This is a genomic window from Blautia sp. AM23-13AC (assembly GCF_003435675.1).
GTDB lineage: Bacteria > Bacillota > Clostridia > Lachnospirales > Lachnospiraceae > Fusicatenibacter > Fusicatenibacter saccharivorans.
Map to the genome: position 1 here is coordinate 172996 of NZ_QTUL01000002.1, position 21488 is coordinate 194483.

General features: G+C 50.4%; 17 protein-coding genes. 1 reads left to right on the plus strand and 16 read right to left on the minus strand.

Translation table 11 applies throughout. The features are described 5' to 3' along the window. Nucleotides 1-121: 121 nt before the first annotated feature. The 15 genes from DW642_RS03235 to ftsH all read right to left on the minus strand — a co-directional run bounded on the left by DW642_RS03235 (nt 122) and on the right by ftsH (nt 19551). Nucleotides 122-385 carry a hypothetical protein gene (locus DW642_RS03235; protein ID WP_022461142.1) on the minus strand — a complete coding sequence of 88 codons (264 nt, stop codon included), beginning with the start codon at nt 383-385 and terminating at the stop codon, nt 122-124. A 223-nt stretch (nt 386-608) separates the two neighbouring features. After that, complete coding sequence (aspS, locus tag DW642_RS03240) at nt 609-2417, minus strand: aspartate--tRNA ligase (protein WP_022461141.1); 1809 nt, start codon at nt 2415-2417, stop codon at nt 609-611. 92 nt (nt 2418-2509) lie between these two features. After that, nucleotides 2510-3766, minus strand: coding sequence for a histidine--tRNA ligase (gene hisS, locus DW642_RS03245; RefSeq protein ID WP_117509248.1), 1257 nt, complete (start codon nt 3764-3766; stop codon nt 2510-2512). Continuing rightward, the gene (locus DW642_RS03250) at nt 3699-4379 is read right to left on the minus strand and encodes an HD-GYP domain-containing protein (RefSeq protein WP_117509249.1); all 681 of its coding nucleotides are present in this window, start codon (nt 4377-4379) and stop codon (nt 3699-3701) included. The genes hisS and DW642_RS03250 overlap by 68 nt, the downstream gene beginning before the upstream one ends. After that, nucleotides 4376-5875 (minus strand): coproporphyrinogen dehydrogenase HemZ, encoded by a 1500-nt coding sequence (hemZ, locus tag DW642_RS03255; RefSeq protein ID WP_117509250.1) that lies wholly within the window; start codon nt 5873-5875, stop codon nt 4376-4378. The genes DW642_RS03250 and hemZ overlap by 4 nt, the downstream gene beginning before the upstream one ends. Beyond that, complete coding sequence (locus DW642_RS03260) at nt 5847-6470, minus strand: MBL fold metallo-hydrolase (protein WP_117509251.1); 624 nt, start codon at nt 6468-6470, stop codon at nt 5847-5849. The genes hemZ and DW642_RS03260 overlap by 29 nt, the downstream gene beginning before the upstream one ends. Before the next feature lie 15 nt (nt 6471-6485). Beyond that, on the minus strand, nt 6486-8783 hold the full coding sequence (locus tag DW642_RS03265) for a RelA/SpoT family protein (protein ID WP_117509252.1): 2298 nt from the start codon (nt 8781-8783) through the stop codon (nt 6486-6488). A 47-nt stretch (nt 8784-8830) separates the two neighbouring features. Further along, nucleotides 8831-9355 (minus strand): adenine phosphoribosyltransferase, encoded by a 525-nt coding sequence (locus DW642_RS03270; RefSeq protein ID WP_117509253.1) that lies wholly within the window; start codon nt 9353-9355, stop codon nt 8831-8833. Nucleotides 9356-9486: 131 nt separating this feature from the next. Then, nucleotides 9487-11211 carry a single-stranded-DNA-specific exonuclease RecJ gene (gene recJ, locus DW642_RS03275; protein ID WP_117509254.1) on the minus strand — a complete coding sequence of 575 codons (1725 nt, stop codon included), beginning with the start codon at nt 11209-11211 and terminating at the stop codon, nt 9487-9489. Between the two features lie 79 nt (nt 11212-11290). Further along, nucleotides 11291-13570, minus strand: coding sequence for a protein translocase subunit SecD (gene secD / locus DW642_RS03280; protein WP_117509424.1), 2280 nt, complete (start codon nt 13568-13570; stop codon nt 11291-11293). Nucleotides 13571-13594: 24 nt separating this feature from the next. Beyond that, nucleotides 13595-14953 carry a thioether cross-link-forming SCIFF peptide maturase gene (gene scfB / locus DW642_RS03285; RefSeq protein ID WP_117509255.1) on the minus strand — a complete coding sequence of 453 codons (1359 nt, stop codon included), beginning with the start codon at nt 14951-14953 and terminating at the stop codon, nt 13595-13597. A gap of 116 nt (nt 14954-15069) precedes the next feature. Continuing rightward, the gene (gene scfA / locus DW642_RS03290) at nt 15070-15210 is read right to left on the minus strand and encodes a six-cysteine ranthipeptide SCIFF (RefSeq protein WP_022461131.1); all 141 of its coding nucleotides are present in this window, start codon (nt 15208-15210) and stop codon (nt 15070-15072) included. A 133-nt stretch (nt 15211-15343) separates the two neighbouring features. Continuing rightward, on the minus strand, nt 15344-15736 hold the full coding sequence (locus tag DW642_RS15795) for a TIGR04086 family membrane protein (protein ID WP_158554962.1): 393 nt from the start codon (nt 15734-15736) through the stop codon (nt 15344-15346). A 61-nt stretch (nt 15737-15797) separates the two neighbouring features. Then, on the minus strand, nt 15798-17471 hold the full coding sequence (locus tag DW642_RS15800; RefSeq protein WP_158554963.1) for a hypothetical protein: 1674 nt from the start codon (nt 17469-17471) through the stop codon (nt 15798-15800). Nucleotides 17472-17691: 220 nt separating this feature from the next. Then, nucleotides 17692-19551 carry an ATP-dependent zinc metalloprotease FtsH gene (gene ftsH, locus DW642_RS03300; protein ID WP_117509257.1) on the minus strand — a complete coding sequence of 620 codons (1860 nt, stop codon included), beginning with the start codon at nt 19549-19551 and terminating at the stop codon, nt 17692-17694. Nucleotides 19552-19808: 257 nt separating this feature from the next. On the opposite strand from ftsH, the gene DW642_RS03305 reads away from it, so the two are divergent. Next, nucleotides 19809-20699, plus strand: a complete 891-nt coding sequence (locus DW642_RS03305; protein ID WP_117509258.1) for an RluA family pseudouridine synthase — start codon at nt 19809-19811, stop codon at nt 20697-20699. A gap of 113 nt (nt 20700-20812) precedes the next feature. Here the strand turns inward: DW642_RS03305 and DW642_RS03310 are convergent, their stop codons facing one another. Then, nucleotides 20813-21313, minus strand: a complete 501-nt coding sequence (locus tag DW642_RS03310) for a heme-degrading domain-containing protein (protein ID WP_022461366.1) — start codon at nt 21311-21313, stop codon at nt 20813-20815. Between the last annotated feature and the right edge of the window lie 175 nt (nt 21314-21488).

Consider the following 21488-nt stretch of genomic DNA (forward strand, 5'->3'; position numbering starts at 1 on the left):
CTCTTTTTTTAGCAAATACTGGCTTTTTCTGAAAATAGATTTTTGTTTTTGTCATTAAAAACCTGCCTCCGTGTTTATGACGGAAAGCAGGTTTTCTTTCGAATCTGTTAGATTTTATTTTTTATGCTACAAGTTTCATCTCCCGCAGAATGCGGTATACGAGATAACAGATCAGCGCTGCACAGACCAGTTTGAACAGAAGCGGAACGACGGCGAACACGATTTTAAATCCAAGCCAGATCACGCCGATCGGGAGAAGAATAGTGGCGCATGCGCCGAGGACTTTTCCTCCAAATTTCAGCAGCAGTCCGACGATCCCAAATAAAATTCCAATTCCGCAGAGCAGACCAAAACAGGTTGCCAGCATGACTAATGTAACTAACATCGTGATCCCTCCTTGTCTTTTTCTCTATGTGTTCCACTTGCTGTGGATGTTTCCGTATCTTTCTTACAAACCATATTGTAGCACTTTTTTCCAGCAAAACAACGGGGAAGACGTGGAAGAATTTCTTAAGTTTTTCTTTACACCGATCGAGTGAAACCTAAAAAAGGACAGACAACGCTGCACTTCTGCAAAATTGTCTGTCCTGTAAATCACAAAATTTTCTTTACTCTTCTGTTGTCTCTTCCTCAGCCTGCGGCTCAACCTCAAGACCAAGCTCTTCCAGCTGTGCTGCGTCAACCGGTGACGGAGCCTCGGTCATCAGACAGGAAGCATCTTTTACCTTCGGGAATGCGATGACGTCGCGGATGCTGTCCTCTTTTGCCATCAGCATAACGAGACGGTCCAGTCCGTAAGCCAGTCCGGCGTGAGGCGGAACTCCGTATTTGAAAGCATCCAGAAGGAAACCAAATCGCTCATGTGCCTGTTCCTTTGTGAAACCAAGCATCTCAAACATCTTCTCCTGCACATCGTTCTGGTGAATACGAACGCTTCCTCCTCCGATCTCAGTGCCGTTCAGGACGATATCGTAAGCTTTTGCACGAACTGCGCCCGGATCGGTATCCAGAAGCGGCAGATCCTCGTCCATCGGCATGGTGAACGGGTGATGCATTGCGGTGAAACGGTTCTCCTCATCGGACCACTCCAGAAGCGGGAACTCGGTAATCCATACGAAACGGTATTCGTTCTTGTCGAGAAGTCCCATCTGCTCTGCCAGTTCCAGACGAAGTGCGCCAAGAACGTTCCAAACAATCTTGTTGCGGTCTGCTGCGAAGAGAAGAAGGTCTCCAGCCTGTCCGTCCATGGCTTTGATGAGGGCTTCCATCTGCTCCTCTGTCATAAATTTGGAGAAGGAAGATTTCCAGCTTCCATCCTCATGGATTGCAATGTATGCAAGACCTTTTGCACCGTAACCTTTCGCAAACTCAACGAGCTTGTCGATTTTCTTTCTCGGCATTGCGCCCTGTCCCTTTGCGTTAATACCGCGGACAGAACCGCCGTTTTCAAGTGCGCCCTTAAATACAACGAACTCGGTATCTTTTACGGTCTCGGAAACATCAACCAGCTCCATACCGAAACGCAGGTCCGGTTTGTCGGAACCGAAACGGTTCATAGCCTCTTTCCAGGTCATTCTCTGGATCGGGAGCTGTACCTCAACGCCGAGCACCTCTTTGAACAGGTGTGCCAGCAGTCTCTCATTGACATCGATAACATCATCTACATCAACGAAAGCAAGCTCCATATCGATCTGGGTGAACTCCGGCTGACGGTCAGCACGCAGGTCCTCGTCACGGAAACATTTTACAATCTGGATATAGCGGTCATAGCCGGAGCACATCAGAAGCTGTTTGAACAGCTGCGGAGACTGCGGCAGTGCATAGAAGCTGCCCGGATGAACACGGCTCGGTACCAGATAGTCTCTGGCGCCTTCCGGTGTGGATTTCGTCAGCATCGGGGTTTCAATCTCAAGGAAACCTTCTTTTGACATGAACTCACGGGTGAGCATTGCCACCTTGCTTCTCATAATCAGGTTTCTCTGGATGTCCGGGCGGCGCAGATCCAGGTAACGGTATTTCAGACGGAGCTCTTCTCTCGTCTTGGAATCCTCCTCGATCGGGAACGGCGGGGTTTCTGCCTCGGAAAGAATGCGTAAGGACTCAGCCTTTACTTCGAGCTCTCCTGTTGCCAGATTTTCATTGACAGCACCGGAGCGGGCCATAACTTCACCTTCTACGGCAATGACGAACTCGCTGCGCAGTTTTGCTGCTTTCTCAAAACCTTCCTCACTGATCGGGCCGTTCTCAAAGATAATCTGCATAATACCGCTTCTGTCACGCAGATCGACGAAAATAATTCCGCCTTTATTACGGCTCTTCTGTACCCAGCCCATCAGGGTTACTTTTTTTCCGATATCTGCTTTTGTGACTTCCGCACAGCGGCAGGTTCTCTTCAGGCCTTTCATGGATTCAGCCATTTTCTTGTTCCTCCTATTTGGAACTGCGGACACAAAGAATCTGCATCCGCAGCACATCGTTTTTTCATGCGATTACTATTATTGGATATTCCTTACATTTTGTCAACAAAAAATTCTTCGATCTCAGTGTAGCCCTCGCTGGCAAGCTGCTCTTTCTGGAATTTCTTGTTCTTTTTCATCACGGCGATGTTGATGGCCGTGCCTTCACTTCTCTCTTTTGTCGCCTGCTGAATGATCTTCTGCATTCCCTCTGCCGGCATGTTTTTCTCGATCAGGTACGCTTTTTTCTTCTGCGCGCCCGGGATCTGGTAATCTCTCTCAAGCAGAAGCATAACGATACGCTCAAATCCGATGGAGAATCCGCATGCGCAGGTCTGGTTTCCGGTGAATTTTCCGATCATTTCATCGTAGCGTCCGCCGCCTCCGACAGATCCGCCGTACTCATCCATAGCGATCTCGAAGATCGGTCCGGTATAGTAGGACATTCCGCGCACCAGAGTCGGATCGAAAGCGATCTTGAATTCTGCGGTCTTCACGGCATTGACACTGTCGATGATGATCTTCAGGCCGTCTGCGTACTCTTTGTCAAGGAATCCCTCGAGTTTCTCACGGCAGTACTCTACGCCTGCGGTATCCGGGGTGATCTCCTCGAACATTTTCAGGTATTTCTCTACGGACTCTTTTGCAAAGCCGGCTTCCTCGAGCTCTTTGGCAACGCCCTCAAAACCGATTTTATCCATCTTATCGAGGATAATAAATACGGTGTCATAGGACTCCTCCGGGAATCCGCTGTAGGCTGCCATTGCTTTTAAGATGCGGCGGTCATTGATACGGATCGTAAAGTTCTTGAAGTCCAGTTTTCCAAGCAGTGTGGTGGTAGCAAGGATCAGCTCAATCTCTGCGAGGTTGGTCGGCTCGCCGAGGATATCGATATCGCACTGCATGAACTGGCGGTATCTTCCTCTCTGCGGACGGTCGGCACGCCATACATTTCCCATCTGAAGTGCTTTGAACGGGGATGGTAGCTCGTTTGCGTTGTTGGAATAATAACGGCAGAGCGGAACGGTCAGGTCGTAACGAAGGCCGCTGTCCACAAGGTCGTTTTCCTTCTCAGCTGTCTCAAGTTTCAGCTTCTCTCCTCTTTTTAAGATCTTGAAAATCAGTTTCTCATTCTCGCCGCCCTGTTTGCTGTTCAGGTTTTCGATGTGCTCCACGCATGGGGTCTCCATGGAGGTAAAGCCGAAGGTTCCGTAAGTTTCCTTGATCAGACGGATCACGTAGTCACGGATTGCCATTTCTTTCGGTAAAATATCTTTCATTCCGGTAACCGGTTTCTTTTTTAATGCCATTTTCTGTTTTCTCCTTTATGATTTCCCGGATCAATTCATCGACATCAGAAAGCTCGATCGCTTTCCGGCTGCCGCTGTGGATCACTCTCTGAAATGCCAGGAACATTTTCAGATCGAAATTTTTGACTTCTTCTGTCATAAGCTCCATCGCCTGTTCCCGCGTAAACGCACTCCGGTACGGGCGGTCGGAGGTCAGCGCGCAGTACACATCACAGATGCGTAAGATACGCGCCCCAAACGGAATCTTTTCTCCCGCCAGATTGGCCGGATACCCGGTTCCGTCATAATTTTCATGGTGATACAGAATACTCTCCAGCACAAAATCGGAGTAGCCGCGTCCCTGCAGGAGTTCATAGCCCAGTGTGGAATGGGTCCGCACAAAGCGCATCTCCTCAACGACGAGCGTATCCTGTTCTTCTACGTAATTCTCCAGTACAATCTTTCCGATATCGTGGAGAACGCCCGCTTTTGCAAGCTCATAGCAGATTTCTTTCTCATACCCAAGTTCCCGCGCAAGATCGTAAGCTAAATTGCTCACTTCCATGCCATGGATGAGCTGCTCGGTCAGGGTATAGCGCAGCATGTGAAGCTGCTGACTGGAATTTTCTTTCATTTTGGCAGATACTTCTCCATTCCGATACGTTTTCTCTCGATCATTTCATCGATACGCTCCACGTAGTTTTTCAGATCCTTCACGTTCTCCACCCGCTCAATGCGCTCTCCGTGTTCAAACACGAATTTCGTGGACGCTCCGGCTCCCGCGGCCAGAATGGACTGTTTTTCCTCCATAATGAGGATGTTGTAGATACCTGCTTTTCCTTCGCGGGAGTAGCCGACATTCTCAAAGTTACCCGCCATATTTTTCTGGCGGTACATGTAATACGGTCCCATCTCCATGCGGTGTGCGCTGTCCATCGTCATTTTCATGATCTCGGCAGAGTTTTCAAACGAGATTTCCTGATATTTGTCTTTGAACAGGTTGAGTCTCGTTGCACGCTTTAACGCAAGGGAATGGACGGTCAGGGAATCCGGATTCAGCGCTTCCACTTTTTCCAACGTATGCGCCACTTTTTCCTTGTCCTCGCCCGGCAGACCGACGATCAGATCCATGTTGATGTTGTCAAATCCAAGGGAACGCGCCATACGGAACTTCTCCTCGATCTCCTCCACGGTATGGTGGCGTCCGATCAGATCCAGCGTTTCCTGGTTCATGGTCTGTGGATTGATCGAAATACGGGTGACCGGGAATTTGCGGATGGCTTTTAAGACCTCCTCATTGATCGTATCCGGCCGTCCTGCCTCCACGGTGAACTCCTGCACCTGCTCCATCGGGAAGAGCTCTGTCACTTTCGTGAGCAGGCGCTCCATCTGTGCCGCATTCAGCGTGGTCGGCGTACCGCCTCCGATGTAGATCGTATCAAGGGTGTAATCCTTCATGTTCTCACTGATAAAGATCAGTTCTTTGATCAGTGCATCGAGATACGGATCTACCATATGCTCCCAGCGGCTTAACACATGGGAGCCGAAGGAACAGTACAGGCAGATGCTCGGACAGAACGGGATGCCGATGTACAGGCTGTAACCGTGTTCGTAGTCGATCGTCTTTAAAATGTCCTTTTCCCGGTTGGCAATCGTGATCGCAAGTGCCGTCTTTTCCGGGCTGGTGTAGTAAGTTTCGCGCATGTATTTCGCAATCTCTACATTTTTTTTACCCTCTTCAAGCATCTTCATCGGAATTTTCGTCGGACGGATGCCGGTGAGATCGCCCCATGGAAGTTCTTTGCCGCTCACTTCGGAAAGCGTGCGGTATACCATCCGTTTCAGGACATTTTTCGTTTCATGGCGGTCTTTTTCATATTCCACCGCCTCACACTGCGAAGCGAGCGTCTCATGTTTCTCGTCTGCAATCGAAAAACAGATCTGATCCGCCTCGTATGTGATCGTATCATAATATGCAAATTCCCCGTCCAGCGCCCCATCCTCTTCGTACCATGAGGTAATCTCACAGCCCGGATAGAATGCCTTGATCAGGGAATACACATCGTATTCAAAATCTTTTCTGTTAAAACAAAGGCTGATATTAAGCAAGGGGATTGTACCTCTTTTCATGTTCAATCGTAGTTTCATCGTTGTGGCCCGGATACACGGTCACATCCCCGGGAAGCTCTTTTAACAGGCGCTTGACCGACGCGGTCAGCTCTCTGCCGGAGGATGTCGGGAAGTCGTATCTTCCGTAGGACTCGCAGAACAGCGTATCACCGGAAAAAAGTGTTTTCTCTGCCGGAATATAGTAGCAGACACCGCCTGCCGTGTGCCCCGGTGTCGCAAGAACGTGGATTTCAAAATCTGCGAGATGCAGCACATCGCCCTCTTTTACGGTTTTGTCCGCCTGCATCGTGTACGGTTTGCTCCAGAGCCCGGAAAGATTTTCCTTTGGATCCCCCAGCAGGTGCTGCTCTTTTTCATGGACATAGACCGGGATATGGTACTTTTTCCGCAACGCATCCGCTGCCAGCATATGGTCGAAATGGCCATGAGTCAGCAAAATAGCCTCCGGGTCGCCGTCAATCTCGTCGATCTGGCGTGCAATCTCCAGCGGCGAATCGCCCGGGTCCACGATCAGCACCTTCTGGCTGTCCGGATTTTCCACAACGTAGCAGTTTGTCGAGAGCATTCCAAGTGCCCGGTAATTTACCTTTATCATACGCTTTTCTCCTTTTTATCCTCTCGATCTCTGAATATCAATCACGCTCTCCACCTGGCGCACCTTCTCGATGATGCTGTTCAGCTCTTCGTTGTTGTGCACGTCGAACGTCACATCGATGGAAGCCGTTCCCTGCTTGCTCGTTCTCACGTTCATCGCCGCAAGGTCGATCTTCCGCTCGGTAAAGATCTTGGAGATATCCACCAGAAGACCGGTACGGTTGTTTGCGTAAACGCTGATCTCCACGGTATAGAGAGAGCCGCCGTTGTCCTCTGCCTGCCATTCAGCATCAATGAGGCGCACCCGCTCAGATTCCGGCAGATTCAGGACATTGACACAGTCGGTGCGGTGAATGGTCACGCCGCGTCCTCTTGTGACAAAGCCCACGATCTCATCGCCCGGGATCGGATTGCAGCATTTGGAGAAGCGAACTGCCACATCGTGGATACCGCGCACGACGATGCCGCCCTTGCTCTTTCCAACCGGCAGAACTTTCTCTCCGGATGCCGCCTCGAGCACCTGCTCGTCGGTGATCTCTTTTTTATGCTGCTTTTCGTACGTCTCAATCAGCTTGTTGAGGACCTGGCCCTCTTTTAAGCCGCCGTGGCCGATGGCCGCAAGAACGGAATCCCAGTCGCGGAAGCCGTACTTTCTCATGACAGCCTCTTCGTACATCGGTTTCGTATAGATTCCAAGGTTTTTGCCCTTCAGCTTTGCATAGCTGGTGAGCATTTCCTTGCCTTTGACGATGTTGTCCGTCTTGTTCTGCTGGCGGAACCACTGGTTAATGCGGCTCTTTGCCTGGGAACTCTTCGCAATTTTCAGCCAGTCGCGGCTCGGTCCCTTGGAGTTCTGCGAGGTGATGATCTCGACGCGGTCTCCGTTGTGAAGTTCCGTCTCGATCGGCACGAGTTTTCCGTTGACCCTCGCTCCGACCATCTTGTTGCCGACCGCACTGTGGACGGAATAAGCAAAGTCGATGGCACAGGAGCCGACCGGAAGCGTTTTGACATCGCCCGCCGGGCTGAAACAGTAAACATTGTCGGCAAACAGGTCGAGATCGCTCTTTAAGAGGTTCATGAACTCATGGTTGTCCGCCATGTCCTGCTGCCACTCCAGAATCTGGCGCAGCCAGGTCAGTTTTTCCTCTTCCTGCTCCGGTCCCGGTTTCTTGCCGTCGGAGGCCTCTTTGTATTTCCAGTGTGCAGCGATACCGTATTCTGCAATCCGGTGCATCTCATAAGTACGGATCTGAATCTCAAACGGCTGTCCGTTCGGTCCGATCAGGGTTGTATGCAGGGACTGGTAACGGTTTGGCTTCGGCATCGCAATGTAATCTTTGAAACGGCCCGGGATCGGCGTGTACATTTCATGGATGACACCGAGCGCTGCATAGCAGTCTTTGACGGATTCCACGATGATGCGGACCGCAAAGAGGTCATAGATCTGATCCAGCGTCTTGTGCTGGTTGACCATCTTTTTGTAGATGCTGAAAAAGTGCTTGATTCGTCCGTTGACATCTGCCTCAATGCCGGCCTGGTGGATATGACGGGTCACCTCTTTTACGATCGCATCGACAAACTCCTGCCGCTGCTCCCGCTTCATGCTGACCTTCTGCACCAGTTCATAGTACGCATCCGGCTCCAGATATTTCAGAGAAAGGTCATCGAGTTCGACCTTGATCTTGGAAATACCGAGGCGCTGTGCGATCGGGGCATAAATATCCATCGTCTCACGCGCTTTTTTCTTCTGCGTCTCCGGCGACCAGTACTGTGCGGTCCGCATGTTGTGCAGACGGTCCGCCAGTTTTACCAGAATAACACGGATATCCTTTGCCATCGCAAGGAACATCTTTCTCAGGTTTTCTGCCTGCTCCTCGACCTTATCCGCAGAATATTTCAGCTGTGCCAGCTTCGTGACACCGCTTACAATCAGGGACACCTCCGGGCCGAACTCCTCGGTCAGCTCTTCTTCGGTCATGACGGTATCTTCGACAACGTCGTGCAGAAGGCCTGCCGCGATCGACTCCTTGTCGAGCTCCAGATCTGCCAGGATAATTGCCACACAGAGCGGATGGATGATGTACGGTTCCCCGCTCTTTCTTTTCTGGTCCTTATGTGCATCCGCTGCCACGCGGTATGCTTTTTCGATCAGGGAAATATCGTCCGATGGATGATATTTTTTCACAGAAGCGATCAATTCCCCGTATAATTCCTCCGGACTTGTAAAATCGTCCGTCTTGCGGATTCTGGCTTCTGCCGCCGCCACATCCTTCTTTAATTCTTCTTCACTGATTCTTTTCTCTTCTTCCATATGTATCCTCCGCTCTCATGATTAACCCCTGCGTTTCGTTGGATACGTTATTTGCCATCGTAACGGATGACAGATTTTACATCATATTTTGCCAGTTTTTCGCGTCCTTTTAAGCCGGCAAGCTCCATCAGGAACACGATTCTGGTTACTTCGCCGCCGAGGCGCTCGATCATTTTTGCACAAGCCTCCACGGTACCGCCGGTTGCAATCAGGTCGTCGATGATGACTACCTTCTGGCCCGGTTTGATGGAGTCTTTGTGCATCTCGATCGTTGCGCTGCCGTACTCCAGGTCATAGCTCTCCTCGATGGTCTCCAGAGGAAGTTTTCCTTTTTTACGGATCGGCACGAACGGTTTGTGCAGATTGTAAGCAATCGGCATACCGAAAATGAAGCCGCGGGACTCGGTTCCGCAGATTACATCACAGTCTACTTCTTCTACAAAATGCTGCATCTCATCTATGGCAAGCTGCAGTCCGTCTGCGTCCTGCAGGATACTCGTTACATCTCTGAAAATAATACCCGGTTCCGGGAAATCCGGAATACTTCTTACGTAATCCTCTACTTTTTTCATAAAATATTCCTCCGTTTCGTCAAGGTTTGACAATTCACCTTACAGTATAGCATCAATATTCTTCTGCGTCAATTTTGTTTCCGATAGAAAACAGGGCAGAAAAATCAGGTATTTGCGGCTTTTCTGCATCTTTAAAAATAACTCTGGATATTGATCTGTAATTTGTCGCGTCCGTTCCACGTATCGATCGACGGATAGTACGCTACCGAGAGGGTCGGATGTGCATCCACGTATGCGGCGAACGCTTCTCCCTCGCCGAAATAGACACCATCCATCTGATATCCGCCCGCATCGGCAAGCTGTACTTTCACCACGTTTCTATTCTTTCCAAAAATGCGGTAATTTAATACAGTCAGTCCTTTCTGTGCGAACAGCGGTTTCGTGTTGCCTTTTCCGAACGGCTCCAAGAGACTTAACTGGCGGATCAGATTTTTGGTGATGTAGGTGATCGGCATCGGCACATCGATCACAACTTTTTCGACGAAATCCTCTTCCGTCAGCGTGGAATTATCGTTCAGTGCCCGGCGGAACGGTTCGATCATCTCCTCTCCTGCGAGGGAAAGGCCCGCAGCCATCGGGTGGCCGCCGAATTTCGTCATCAGTTCTTTGCATTTGCAGAGCTCCTCATACATCGAATACGCTTCGATCGAGCGGCCGGAGCCCTTGACGCCCTCCTCACTTCTGGTGAGTACGAAGGATGGTTTGTGGAAGTGCTCCCGCAGGCGACCTGCGATGATTCCGGCAAGGCTCTCGTGGCAGTCCGGCAGATAGACGACGAGGACTTTGTCGTTCTGCAGCGGGGAGGTTTCCACGAGCTCGATTGCTTTCGCCTCACCCTGGCGCGTCAGCTCTTTGCGGCTTTCATTCAGGTCTTTCAAGTCCCCGGCAAGCTTTGCGGCCTCCTCACGTGTCTTTGCGCAGAGCAGTTTTAACGAATGCTCCGCCGTGTCAAGCCGTCCCGATGCGTTGATGCACGGGCCGAGAACGAAGCCGATGTGATACGGTGTCACGTTTTCCGCCTCGATGCCCTGCACACGGATCAGCTCCTGCAGGCCGAGGTTCTGCGTTTTATGGAGCGCCCGAAGGCCGGCTTTTACAAAAATCCGGTTTTCTCCCTGCAGATCCATCACATCACCGATCGTCGCAATGGCGACAAATTCCAGAAAGCGGAAGCTGTGCTCCTTTGGAATACCTGCTTTTGCCTCCATCGTCTGGATCAGTTTCCATGCGACGGCCGCACCGCAGAGGCCCGGAAACGGATAGGAACAGTCTTTCTGTTTCGGATTGACAACCGCGTCCGCCGGCGGCAGGATGTAGCGGCGTTCTCCGTTTTCATCCTCCTCAAACGGAACCTCGTGGTGGTCCGTCACAACAACCGTCATGCCAAGCTCTTTTGCCAGACGGATCTGACTGCCCGCCGCGATGCCGTTGTCACAGGTGACGATCGTGTCCCGCCCCTCATCCGCGGCAAACTGCACAAGATGCTCATTTAAGCCGTATCCGTCTGCAATCCGGTCCGGGATACGCACATCCGCATCGGCACCGAGATCTTTTAATCCGGTCAGCAGAATATACGTTGCCGTAACACCGTCGATGTCGTAGTCCCCGATGATGCGGATCGGCTTTTTCTCCCGGATTTTTTCTGCGATCAGATCTGCCGCGCGCTCCATATCCTTCATCAGCAGCGGATCGTGGAGCTGCTCCAGATCACCGAAGAGATACTCTTCGATCTCTTTCTCCCCGGTCACATCCCGGTTCCGGATCAGGCGGGCGATGACGGGATCGATGCCGAACCGGTCCGCAATTGCCTGGAAATCGGCGCGTTTTGCCGAAACTACCCAGCGTTCTTTCTTCATATGTTCTCCTCTTTCCTGTTAGCAGGAAACGCCGGACTTTTCCGGTCCGGCGTTTCTCTTTTTATGGTTTTTGCTGCTTTTATTTATTTTTTGTCTTATTCTGTACTGCTTTGGACGGCACATATTTGTTTTTTCCAACGTGCTTCATCACATACCACAGGGCACCTGTGATGCAGACAGAAGTGTAAGCTCCGCATACGATACCAACCATCAAAGGTGCTGCAAAGTCGCGGATGGAAGAAACTCCCATCACGAACAGAACAAAGATGGTGATAAAGGTGGTGAGGGAACTGTAAATGCTTCGGGTCAGGGTGTCCGTGATGCAGCGGTCAACCAGGGACTCGATCGGCTCTCTCTTTAACTCCGGCAGATTCTCACGGATACGGTCAAAGATGACGATCGTACTGTTGATGGAATAGCCGAGGATCGTCAGCATACACGCGATAAAGGTGCTGCCGACCGAAATACGGGATACCACATAGAATCCGAATACAATGGCGATATCGTGCATCAGTGCAAGGATGGCACTCGATGCGAAACGGATGTCGCGGAAACGGATCCAGATGTACAACAGCATGCAGACTACAGCGATGATAACTGCTTTCATCGCATTCTGGCTCATTTCTTTACTTACAGTAGAAGAAATGTTGTCGAAAGTGATTTCAGAAGTATCGACACCGAAATTGTCTGCCATTGCCTGGTAAACCTGCTCACGCTCTTCCAGAGTCAGAGAACGTGTTTTGATGATGACATTGTTGCCTCCGACAACCTTTGTCATCTGAATATTGGAATCTTTTGTCACGCCTTCCACAACCGGCTCTACCTCTTTGTCCAGCTCTTCGATGGAGTAATCCTCGTTGAACGGAACGTTGATGGAAGTACCGCCCTTGAAGTCAAGGCCGAAGTTCAGTGCGCTTCCCTTTGTCTGATGCATGAAAATCATGCTGGCCGGAACGGCAAGCAGCAGAATGCAGGAGATCGTGAAGAAGATCTTTCTCTTTTCCACAAATGGAAATCCCTTGCGCTCTTTCTTGGTTCCGTAGTATTTCGCATCCTTCAGTCCCATACCGTACAGGCTGTTGACCAGCAGTCTGGAAACAACCATGGCGCTGAACATGGAAAGAACAATACCAAGAGCAAGTGTCATGGCGAATCCGCGGACACTTCCGCTCGCAAGCGCATACAGAACAGCTGCTGCAATCAGGGTCGTCACGTTTCCGTCCAGGATGGCAGAAGCTGCCTTCTTGAATCCGTCGCGGATTGCCGCATGAACCGTCTTTCCGGCACCGATCTCCTCCTCGATACGGGCATAAATGATAACGTTCGCATCGACCGCCATACCGATCGACAGGATAACACCTGCGATACCAGGCAGGGTCAATGTCAGGTCAAATGCATTTAAAGCAATCAGATTCAGCTCAACATAGATGAGCAGTGCCCATCCGGCAGCAATACCAGGCAGGCGATATACGATTGCAAGGAAAAGGATAATCAGTACAATGCCGATCGCTCCCGCTTTTACGCTGGTGGAAACAGCTGCAGATCCAAGCTGTGCTCCAACGACGCTGGAGTTGATCTCCTCAAGTTTCAGGGAAAGGGAACCGATACGGAGGGTGGATGCCAGGCTGGTTGCTTCATCCCAGTCCATGTTTCCGCCGGAGATGACTGCAGTACCATCGGAAATCACAGCGTTTACACTCGGTACACTGACGAATTTTTCATCATAGTAGATACCGATGCTCTTTCCTGCGCTGTAGGCTTCCTGGGTTGCGTCTGCAAATTTCTGTTTTCCTTCGTCGGTCATTTTCAGCTGAACGACGCTCTCGGTTGCTTTTGTGGTGGAGTTCTGCTGATGCATGGCTTCTGCGCTCTCCACATCTTTACCGGTCAGAACGACGGAGCCGTCCTCCTCGAGCTCTTCGATAGTTTTTCCGTTCAGAACGTACTCGCCGGTCGAGCTGTCGTAGGTGTAGTTTTCTGTTCCGTCATCGTTGGTCTGTTTGATGAAATACAGGCTTCCCGGTTTACCCATCTCTTCCAGAATGGTGGTTGCATCGGTTGCACCCGGGATTTCAATGGTGATACGGTTGTCGCCCTGCAGATATACCTGTGCCTCTTCGCTGTACTGCTGCGCACGCTGTTCCAGCTTGTAGCGGGTATCTGACATTTCTTCGTCTGTCGGGTTGTCCTTTACGGCCTGATAGGTAATGCTGACACCGCCGGACAGATCCAGACCCAGGTTGATGTTCTTCATCGAACCGGTTCCGGTAGGACCCCATCCTTTGATCATCGTCCATCCAAGAAGCACTGTTACAATGGCTGCCAGGACGAGTGCGATGATACTCTGTTTCTTCTTCATCATGTCGCGATTTTCCTCTTTTCTTTAATCTTCGGCCAGAGCTGCCTTTATCATCAATGCACACTCGATCCGTTTCTGCTGCATCTTGCATCCGATCTCGTAAACATCGTTGATCTTACCTGTGAAATTGTAGGAGTTTGCCGCGCATCCGCCGCTGCAGTAGAACCGTGCAAAGCACTGGCTGCACTCCTTCTTGGAATAAACGTTGCATTTTTTGAATTCGTTGACAGTTTCTGTCTTTTTCACGCCTTCGTAAACATTTCCGAGGCAGAAATCTTCCTGTCCTACGAACTGGTGGCACGGATAGAAATCGCCCCACGGTGTTACCGCAAGGTACTCGGTTCCGGAACCGCAGCCGGAAAGACGTTTATAAACACATGGTCCGCCGGTCAGATCGATCATAAAGTGGAAGAAATTGAAGCCTCTTCCCTCTTTTTCTCTCTTGATCATCTCTCTTGCCAGAATGTCGTACTGTTCGAAGATCACCGGAAGGTCTTCCTCACGGATCGCATAGTCCTCGGTCGGAGGCGCTACAACAGGCTCAACCGAGATCTGCTTGAAGCCGAGGTCTGCCAGATGGAGAACATCAGCTGCAAAGTCTGTGTTGTAATGCGTGAAGGTTCCGCGCACATAGTATTTATCCTGATGACGAAGCTCAGCGAATTTCTGGAATTTCGGCACGATCAGATCGTAGCTTCCGGCACCTTTGCGGAACGGACGCATGTGATCGTGAACTTCTTTTCTTCCGTCGATACTTAATACGACGTTGCCCATCTCTTTATTGCAGAACTCCATGACCTCGTCGTTTAAGAGAACACCGTTGGTGGTCAGGGTGAAACGGAAGTTCTTGTTATGTAACTTCTCCTGTTCTCTTCCGTAGGCTACGAGCTGTTTTACAACATCCCAGTTCATCAGCGGTTCACCGCCGAAGAAATCTACCTCGAGGTTTCTTCTGCTGCCGGAGTTTGCGATCAGGAAATCAAGCGCTTTTTTGCCGACTTCCAGGGACATCAGTGCACGTCTTCCGTGATACTCGCCCTCTTCTGCGAAGCAGTAACGACAGGCAAGGTTGCAGTCGTGTGCAATGTGGAGGCAGAGTGCTTTTACGACGGTCGGACGGTTGGAAAACTGATCAATTGCGTTTTCGTAAATGTCTTTTGTAAAGAGCATGCCGTTATCTGTAAGTTCCTGAATTTCTTCTCTGGCTTCGGTGATGTCCTGCTCGGCATATTTACTGCTAAGCGCCTCTGCTGCCTCTTCTGCATTTTTTCCTTCGTTCATGCAGGAAAGGACATCGTATACGCAGTCATCCACAACATGGACGGAGCCGCTGTTGACGTCCAGCACCATGTTGAAGCCATTGCTTTTATATAAATGTATCACTGTGGTATTCCTTTCTATAACTCTCTCTTTTTTTGATGTGCCTGGCAAAAAGAATGTTCCCAAATCCGGCGAAACCGGTTCTGGGAACACCTTTTACTCGTCCTTATGGATTACTTTTACTTATGCTCGCAGCTCTGGTTGCCTACGGTGCAAGAAGTCTTACATGCGGACTGGCAGGATGTCTGGCACTCACCGCATCCACCTTTTTTTACAGTGTTCTGTAAGCTTTTTGTATTTAAAGTTTTGATGTGTTTCATGGCACATTCCTCCTTCATTGTAGTTGACGCGCGACTTTTTTATAGTCTTCGGCCATTAGCTCTTCCCATTATAGCATAGGTTTTTCAAATTTAAAAGTCTGTTTTTTGAAAAAATGTTCTGTTTTGTCCGCTTTTATCTGCCGTGTGCCGTCATTCCGCCTGCCATTCCGCCGACGGCACAGACTGCTGCCGCCCACAGAAGTCTTCCGGCTCCGGCAAATCCGCCCGGCAGGAAGACTGCGGAGACGATGATCAGAATGGCAAAATACACGATTCCAAAGCAGATGCCCCAGAGAAACCGCCGTTTTCCCGCCATGTTTCCTGCCATTCTTCCGCCGGAAAAGCTTGATGCCAGATAGATCACCACAATGCCCGCCTGCACCCAGCTTTCCTTCCAGGAAAATTTCCAGAGCAGGAAAGACAGCAGCAAAAGAAGAAGCACCGAGATCAGATAGGAAACGAGAAGAGCCTTCAGCCAGCTGATCCCGCTGCCCGCACCCACCGCCCATGTTTTCTTTTCTTCCATAAGAAAAAGCCCTCCCATACTGTAAATGTATGGAATGGCTTTTCCGGATATGCCTGTTTCTTTATTTTTCGTCAAACGGATGATTCTTTTTGAATTCCAGCCATGCGGCCATGCTCTTTGCGCGTTTCGCCTGCATCTGAAGGAATGCCATGCAGAACATAACGGCTGCAGAAAGTGCGGAGCTGATCGCCAGCGGAAGCACCATCGTCTCATCGCCGGTGTTGACCGGGATGCTGCGGATGCTTACAGTGGTCTGTGTCTTCTTCTGCGGAATCTTTGTGCTTCCGGTATTGGAATTGGAAGAGCTGTTGTTACTGCTGCTCTTCGACGGTGTGGCTGTCGGAGTCGGAGTGGATGTCTTATTCGTTCCGTAGTTGTCCGGTCCTACAAGGATCGTTCCTGCGGCACGCAGCGTACTTACGTCATCGGCTGCACTTGCTGTCATTTCACCTGCACTCAGGTTGGATTTCTGCTCTGCAGCTGCAAGCAGTTCATGCTCGCCTTCGTCCGCCGTCTCAGCTTCTGCTGTTTCCGTCTGCTCCTCTGATACAAGGCTTCTGGACAGACTTACTGCCACCGGCTGGATCAAAAGAGAGACATTGGAGATCAGATAGCCGTCTTCTGTGCTGTCCGTACCGGATGGATTGGAAATTTCATCGAAATTTTTTACGGTTTCGTTTTCTTTCTGAATTTCATCTTTTACAAGGTCATCCAGATTTTCATCCTGTTTCCACTGGTCCGATGATGCATCATTTCCCGTTCCGTTCTGGTTATCCTGGTTTGTATCGTCCTGGTTTGTATCATCTGCTGCAGGATCGTCTTTTGCTGTATCATCCGGGGCAGGTGTCACGGTTGGATCTTCTGCCGGAGTTTCCGGATTCTCCGGATTTTCACTGTCATCGGTATTCTCGCCCGGTGCTGTCGTCGGAGTTACTTCCGGCGTTACGGTCGGTTCCGCATCCGGTGTCGGCGCTGCCGTTGGTGTATCCCCTGTATCTTCTCCGTTGTCCGCATCCGGTGTCGGAGTTGCCGTTGGTTCCTCCGCCGGCGTTACGGTCGGCTCTGCGTCCGGGGTCACCGTTGGTTCTGCGGTCGGCTCTGCATCCGGCGTTTCCGTCGGACCCGGAGTTGGTGTTACGGTATCTTCTGCCGCATCCGGTGCCGGAGACTCGCCTGGCGCAAGCGTTGGTGTTTCCGAAACCGTTTCTTTTGCTTTTTCTGCTGCCAGAACAGCCTCATATCCGGCTTCTGTCACCACGATTTCATCTGCCGCAAAAACGGTATCTGTTACTCTTCCCCTGAAGTCTGTTTTCTGCTGTTTCTTTCGATACGTTTCCAGCTCTTTTTCATCCATTCCGACGAATACCAGATATTTTTCTGCTGCTTCCTCCGCTGCCGTTTTGCTGGTATCTGCAGCAGTGTTTTTTTCGGTTGTTTTCCCGTCCGCCTGCAGTTCTGCCGCTGCAACTGCAAGAAGCTCCTGTGCTTTTTCCACGGTTTTTACTGCTGTCTCTGCCGTTGTACCGTCTGCCGTATCATCGCCGGTTTTCAGATTCACATAAACGGCTGCCCGTTTTGTCTCTGTACCGTTCTCCGTTCCGGAGACAGTTTCGTTCTGTACTGCGCTTTTTTCCGTTCCTGCCGATGCGCTGGCACGGAGCGGAACTGCATCGGAAAATACCAGTGTGCCCGCAAGGACAGCACCCATCACTTTCCATGCCTGTTTTTTCTTCATTGCGTTTCTCCTTATGTTCTCTTGGTCTATCTTAAAAAAATCTGTCTTTTTGTGTCATAATTTCGCATTACAGCATTATAGCACAAGAAAGAATCCCGCGCAAGGCTGAAGTCGCCTTGAAACGCGGGATTCGTGAATCACTTTCTTACGCAGTGAAACAGCAAGTGTTTCACTGCTGGGTGAACAGTAACGCGGGATTCTCATCTGCTTTTATCGCTTTTTAGTTTGTTTCCATTCTCGTTGTCGTGAGCTGATCCGGGGATAAATTCAGGATTTCCATAAACTCATCACCTGTGATTGTCTCTTTCTCATACAGATATTTTGCCAGCTCGTGGAGTTTCGGCATGTTATCTTTTAAGAGCTGCTCTGCTTTGTCGTACTGTTTTCTGACTGCTGCAACAACCTTCTCATCAATCTGTGCTGCTGTCGATTCGGAGCATGCCAGGGAAGTGTCACCGCCGAGGTACTGGTTCGTTACCGTCTCAAATGCAACCATACCAAATTCCTCGTTCATACCGAAGCGGGTGATCATGGCTCTTGCCACCTTCGTTGCCTGCTCGATATCGTTCGAAGCACCTGTCGTGATGGAATGGAACACCAGATCCTCTGCCACACGGCCGCCGGTCAGGGTTGCAATTTTATTTTCCAGCTCTTCACGGCTCATCAGATTATGCTCATCTTCATCCACCTGCATCGTATAGCCTAGGGCGCCGGACGTACGCGGGATAATGGTGATCTTCGTAACTGGAGCGGAATGGCTCTGCAGTGCTGCGACGAGTGCATGGCCGACCTCGTGGTAGGAAACGATCAGTTTCTCTTTGTCGGTCATGATCTTATTCTTCTTCTGGTATCCGGCGATGACAACCTCAACGCTCTCCTCCAGATCCGCCTGGGTGACGAATTTTCTTCCATCACGGACGGCACGGAGTGCTGCCTCGTTGATCATATTGGCAAGTTCTGCACCAGAAGCACCGGATGCCATACGTGCGATCGCATTGTAATCGACATTGTCGCCCACGCGGATGTTTTTCGCATGGACTTTCAGGATTTCCTCACGGCCTTTTAAGTCAGGCAGTTCAACCGGCACACGGCGGTCGAAACGGCCCGGACGAAGAAGTGCCGGGTCCAGGGAATCCGGACGGTTCGTCGCTGCCAGAATGACAACGCCTTTCTTTCCATCGAATCCATCCATCTCGGCAAGCAGCTGGTTCAGGGTCTGCTCACGCTCGTCGTTTCCGGAGAATCCGCCGCCGTCACGTTTTTTGCCGACGGTATCGATCTCATCGATAAAGACGATACACGGTGCTTTCTCATTTGCCTGCTGGAACAGGTCACGCACCTTCGCAGCTCCCATGCCGACGAACATCTCGACGAACTCGGAGCCGGAGATGGAGAAGAACGGAACGTTTGCCTCACCGGCTACTGCCTTTGCAAGCAGCGTTTTACCGGTTCCTGGAGGGCCGACAAGCAGTGCTCCTTTCGGCATTTTTGCACCAATTTCTTCATATTTTTTGGGATTATGCAGGAAGTCAACAATCTCCTGTAAAATTTCTTTTGCCTCATCCTCTCCGGCAACATCTGCAAATTTAATGCCGGTTTCGGACTGTACATAAACCTTGGCGTTGCTCTTTCCAAAGCTCATCGCATTTCCCATGCCGCCCATCATCTTGCTCGTCATGCGTTTCATCAGCCACTGTCCGAGCGCAACCATCACAACGATCGGTATTACCCATGTTAAAAGAAATTCCATGAGTGGCGACATCTGCTCTATGATCGGCGTTCCGAATTCGGTAATACCTGCCTCATATAAACGATCTACCAGCTTGTAATCATTCATCACACCCGTCTTATAATAATTCGCCGGGCTTGATTTGTCGCTGAAAATAATCTCATTTGACTGGATCTGGACTTCGCTGATTTCGTTGTTATCTACCATCTGCAAAAATTTTCCGTAATCAACTTCTGTTACTTTGGGCTCGAGAAGTCTCGGGAAAAGCAGAAGATTTAACAGCAGAATGACGATCAGCGCAATTACATAATAAAAAATTATGGGTTTTTTCGGTTTTTGCACCTGCTTCATCTGTATCCCCTCCTGTTTCTTGATTTTCTTTCTTTTTTAGTAGCATAAACTTTTCTTTCGCTAAAATCAATCAAATTCTGACATTTCATGAAACTTTTATACTTTTTTATATTTTCGCTATAGAAAGGTAAGTTTCTTGCTTTTCCATCTGTTTTCGGCTATACTTGCGAAAGACTGGGAAAGTCTCTTTTTGAAATTTTGCCCCGAAATGACAGGGTTCATTCGATAAAAAAGCTATAGAAACGGAGGTTTTGTGTATGGGACACAGGTTTACATATGTGGTTTTGCCGGAGGAGGAACGGGAAAATCTGACTGTGGAATGGTTTCTCCGCCGGCATGGATATTCGCGCCATATTATTACGGGCTTAAAACGCACAGAGGACGGCATTTTCCAAAACGGCGTCCGCGCCTGGACGAGCCAGGCCGTGCACGCCGGGGATGTGATCGAAACGCACCTTGTCGAAACAGAACCCTCCGACGGAATTCTGCCGCGGCCGGTTCCGTTTTCGGTTGTGTATGAGGATGACGACATCCTCGTTGTGGATAAACCCGCTGATACGCCGATTCATCCGTCGATTGGAAATTATGAAAATACGCTGGCAAACGGCATTGCATGGTATTTTGAACAGAAAGGTGAACCCTTCGTCTACCGCTGCATCAACCGCCTCGACCGCGACACCACCGGCCTTATCGTGCTCGCCAAGCACGCCTTAAGCGCCGCCGTCCTCTCCCAGGCCATGCGCTCCCGCGAAATCCACCGCACGTATCAGGCCTTCGCCCTCGGCGAAACCGCTGCATCCGGCACCATCGACGCCCCGATCGCCCGCCTCAACGGCTCCCTCATCCAGCGCACCGTCGACTTTGCCTCCGGCGAGCGCTCCGTAACCCATTACCGCACCCTCGCGCACTGCTCCGTTTTCTCCCACCTCGAACTCAATCTCGAAACCGGCCGCACCCACCAGATCCGCGTCCACATGGCTTACATCGGCCATCCGCTGCTCGGCGATACCCTCTACAACAAAACTCCCGGCACTTTCCCCCGCCAGGCACTTCACTCTGCATCGCTCTCCTTCGTCCATCCGATCACCGGAGAACCCTTAAACTTCCACGCACCACTGCCGGAAGATATGCAAAACCTGCTGACATAAACCAACCCCCGTGAGTTGCCGCTCACGGGGGTTTTGTTGTCCCTGATGGAACTGTCATGTCTTTTTGCCGGTGACATTGTATCATACACAAAATTTAGTTTCAATCATCATTTTCATACAGTTCTGATTCTCGGTACTTCATCGATATGCAAATATTTGCTGATGCATTTCACAATCACATCATGATCCGAAACCTGTCCCATGCCGGACACTGCTACGGTTGCCACAACGCCGACTTCTTCCACGCAGATCGGAAAACCTCCGCCCAGCATTGCGTATTCCTTCGGGTCCAGTACCATCTGTTTTACGCTCTCCGGCGCATTCGTCGCTGCCATGTAGAGCTGCAGCGAACTCCGCTCCGTCAGAAGCACCGAATTGCTCTTCCGTCTCATCAGCTCCACATTGTGCGGCGTAATGCCGTTATCACAATACTGGAATACAACTTCCCCGTTGCTTCTGCGGATCATGATGCCAACCTGTGCTCCGCGCCGTCTTGCCTCCATCAGGATCATCGTTCCCAGTTCCCATGCGTCTGCATTTGTAAAATGCGTAAACTGCAGAATATCCTCCTGCATATCGAGCACTTTCATCAGTTCATCCATTGTCATTGTCATACTTTTGCCCCGTCCTTTCTGCCATTTTATATTTTTTTAGCTTTTTGCCCCTCGTTTTCTGACTTTCAGTTTATCATTTTCCCAAATTCAAGTCAAGCCAGCCACCCCCGGCATTGGCTAACACGATATCACCGAAAAGCAAAAATTCCACGCCGCAGAAGTTCCCTCCCACAGC

Excerpts from the sequence above, each read along its gene's own strand:
- recJ (WP_117509254.1), bottom strand. The coding sequence starts at position 11,211 with ATGAAGAAAGAACGCTGGGTAGTTTCGGCAAAACGCGCCGATTTCCAG.
- DW642_RS03310 (WP_022461366.1), bottom strand. The coding sequence starts at position 21,313 with ATGACAATGACAATGGATGAACTGATGAAAGTGCTCGATATGCAGGAG.
- secD (WP_117509424.1), bottom strand. The coding sequence starts at position 13,570 with ATGAAGAAGAAACAGAGTATCATCGCACTCGTCCTGGCAGCCATTGTA.
- scfA (WP_022461131.1), bottom strand. The coding sequence starts at position 15,210 with ATGAAACACATCAAAACTTTAAATACAAAAAGCTTACAGAACACTGTA.
- DW642_RS03270 (WP_117509253.1), bottom strand. The coding sequence starts at position 9,355 with ATGAAAAAAGTAGAGGATTACGTAAGAAGTATTCCGGATTTCCCGGAA.
- ftsH (WP_117509257.1), bottom strand. The coding sequence starts at position 19,551 with ATGAAGCAGGTGCAAAAACCGAAAAAACCCATAATTTTTTATTATGTA.
- DW642_RS03265 (WP_117509252.1), bottom strand. The coding sequence starts at position 8,783 with ATGGAAGAAGAGAAAAGAATCAGTGAAGAAGAATTAAAGAAGGATGTG.
- hemZ (WP_117509250.1), bottom strand. The coding sequence starts at position 5,875 with ATGAAAAGAGGTACAATCCCCTTGCTTAATATCAGCCTTTGTTTTAAC.
- DW642_RS15800 (WP_158554963.1), bottom strand. The coding sequence starts at position 17,471 with ATGAAGAAAAAACAGGCATGGAAAGTGATGGGTGCTGTCCTTGCGGGC.
- DW642_RS15795 (WP_158554962.1), bottom strand. The coding sequence starts at position 15,736 with ATGGAAGAAAAGAAAACATGGGCGGTGGGTGCGGGCAGCGGGATCAGC.
- hisS (WP_117509248.1), bottom strand. The coding sequence starts at position 3,766 with ATGGCATTAAAAAAGAAACCGGTTACCGGAATGAAAGATATTTTACCG.
- DW642_RS03260 (WP_117509251.1), bottom strand. The coding sequence starts at position 6,470 with ATGATAAAGGTAAATTACCGGGCACTTGGAATGCTCTCGACAAACTGC.
- DW642_RS03235 (WP_022461142.1), bottom strand. The coding sequence starts at position 385 with ATGTTAGTTACATTAGTCATGCTGGCAACCTGTTTTGGTCTGCTCTGC.
- DW642_RS03250 (WP_117509249.1), bottom strand. The coding sequence starts at position 4,379 with ATGAAAGAAAATTCCAGTCAGCAGCTTCACATGCTGCGCTATACCCTG.
- DW642_RS03305 (WP_117509258.1), top strand. The coding sequence starts at position 19,809 with ATGGGACACAGGTTTACATATGTGGTTTTGCCGGAGGAGGAACGGGAA.
- aspS (WP_022461141.1), bottom strand. The coding sequence starts at position 2,417 with ATGGCTGAATCCATGAAAGGCCTGAAGAGAACCTGCCGCTGTGCGGAA.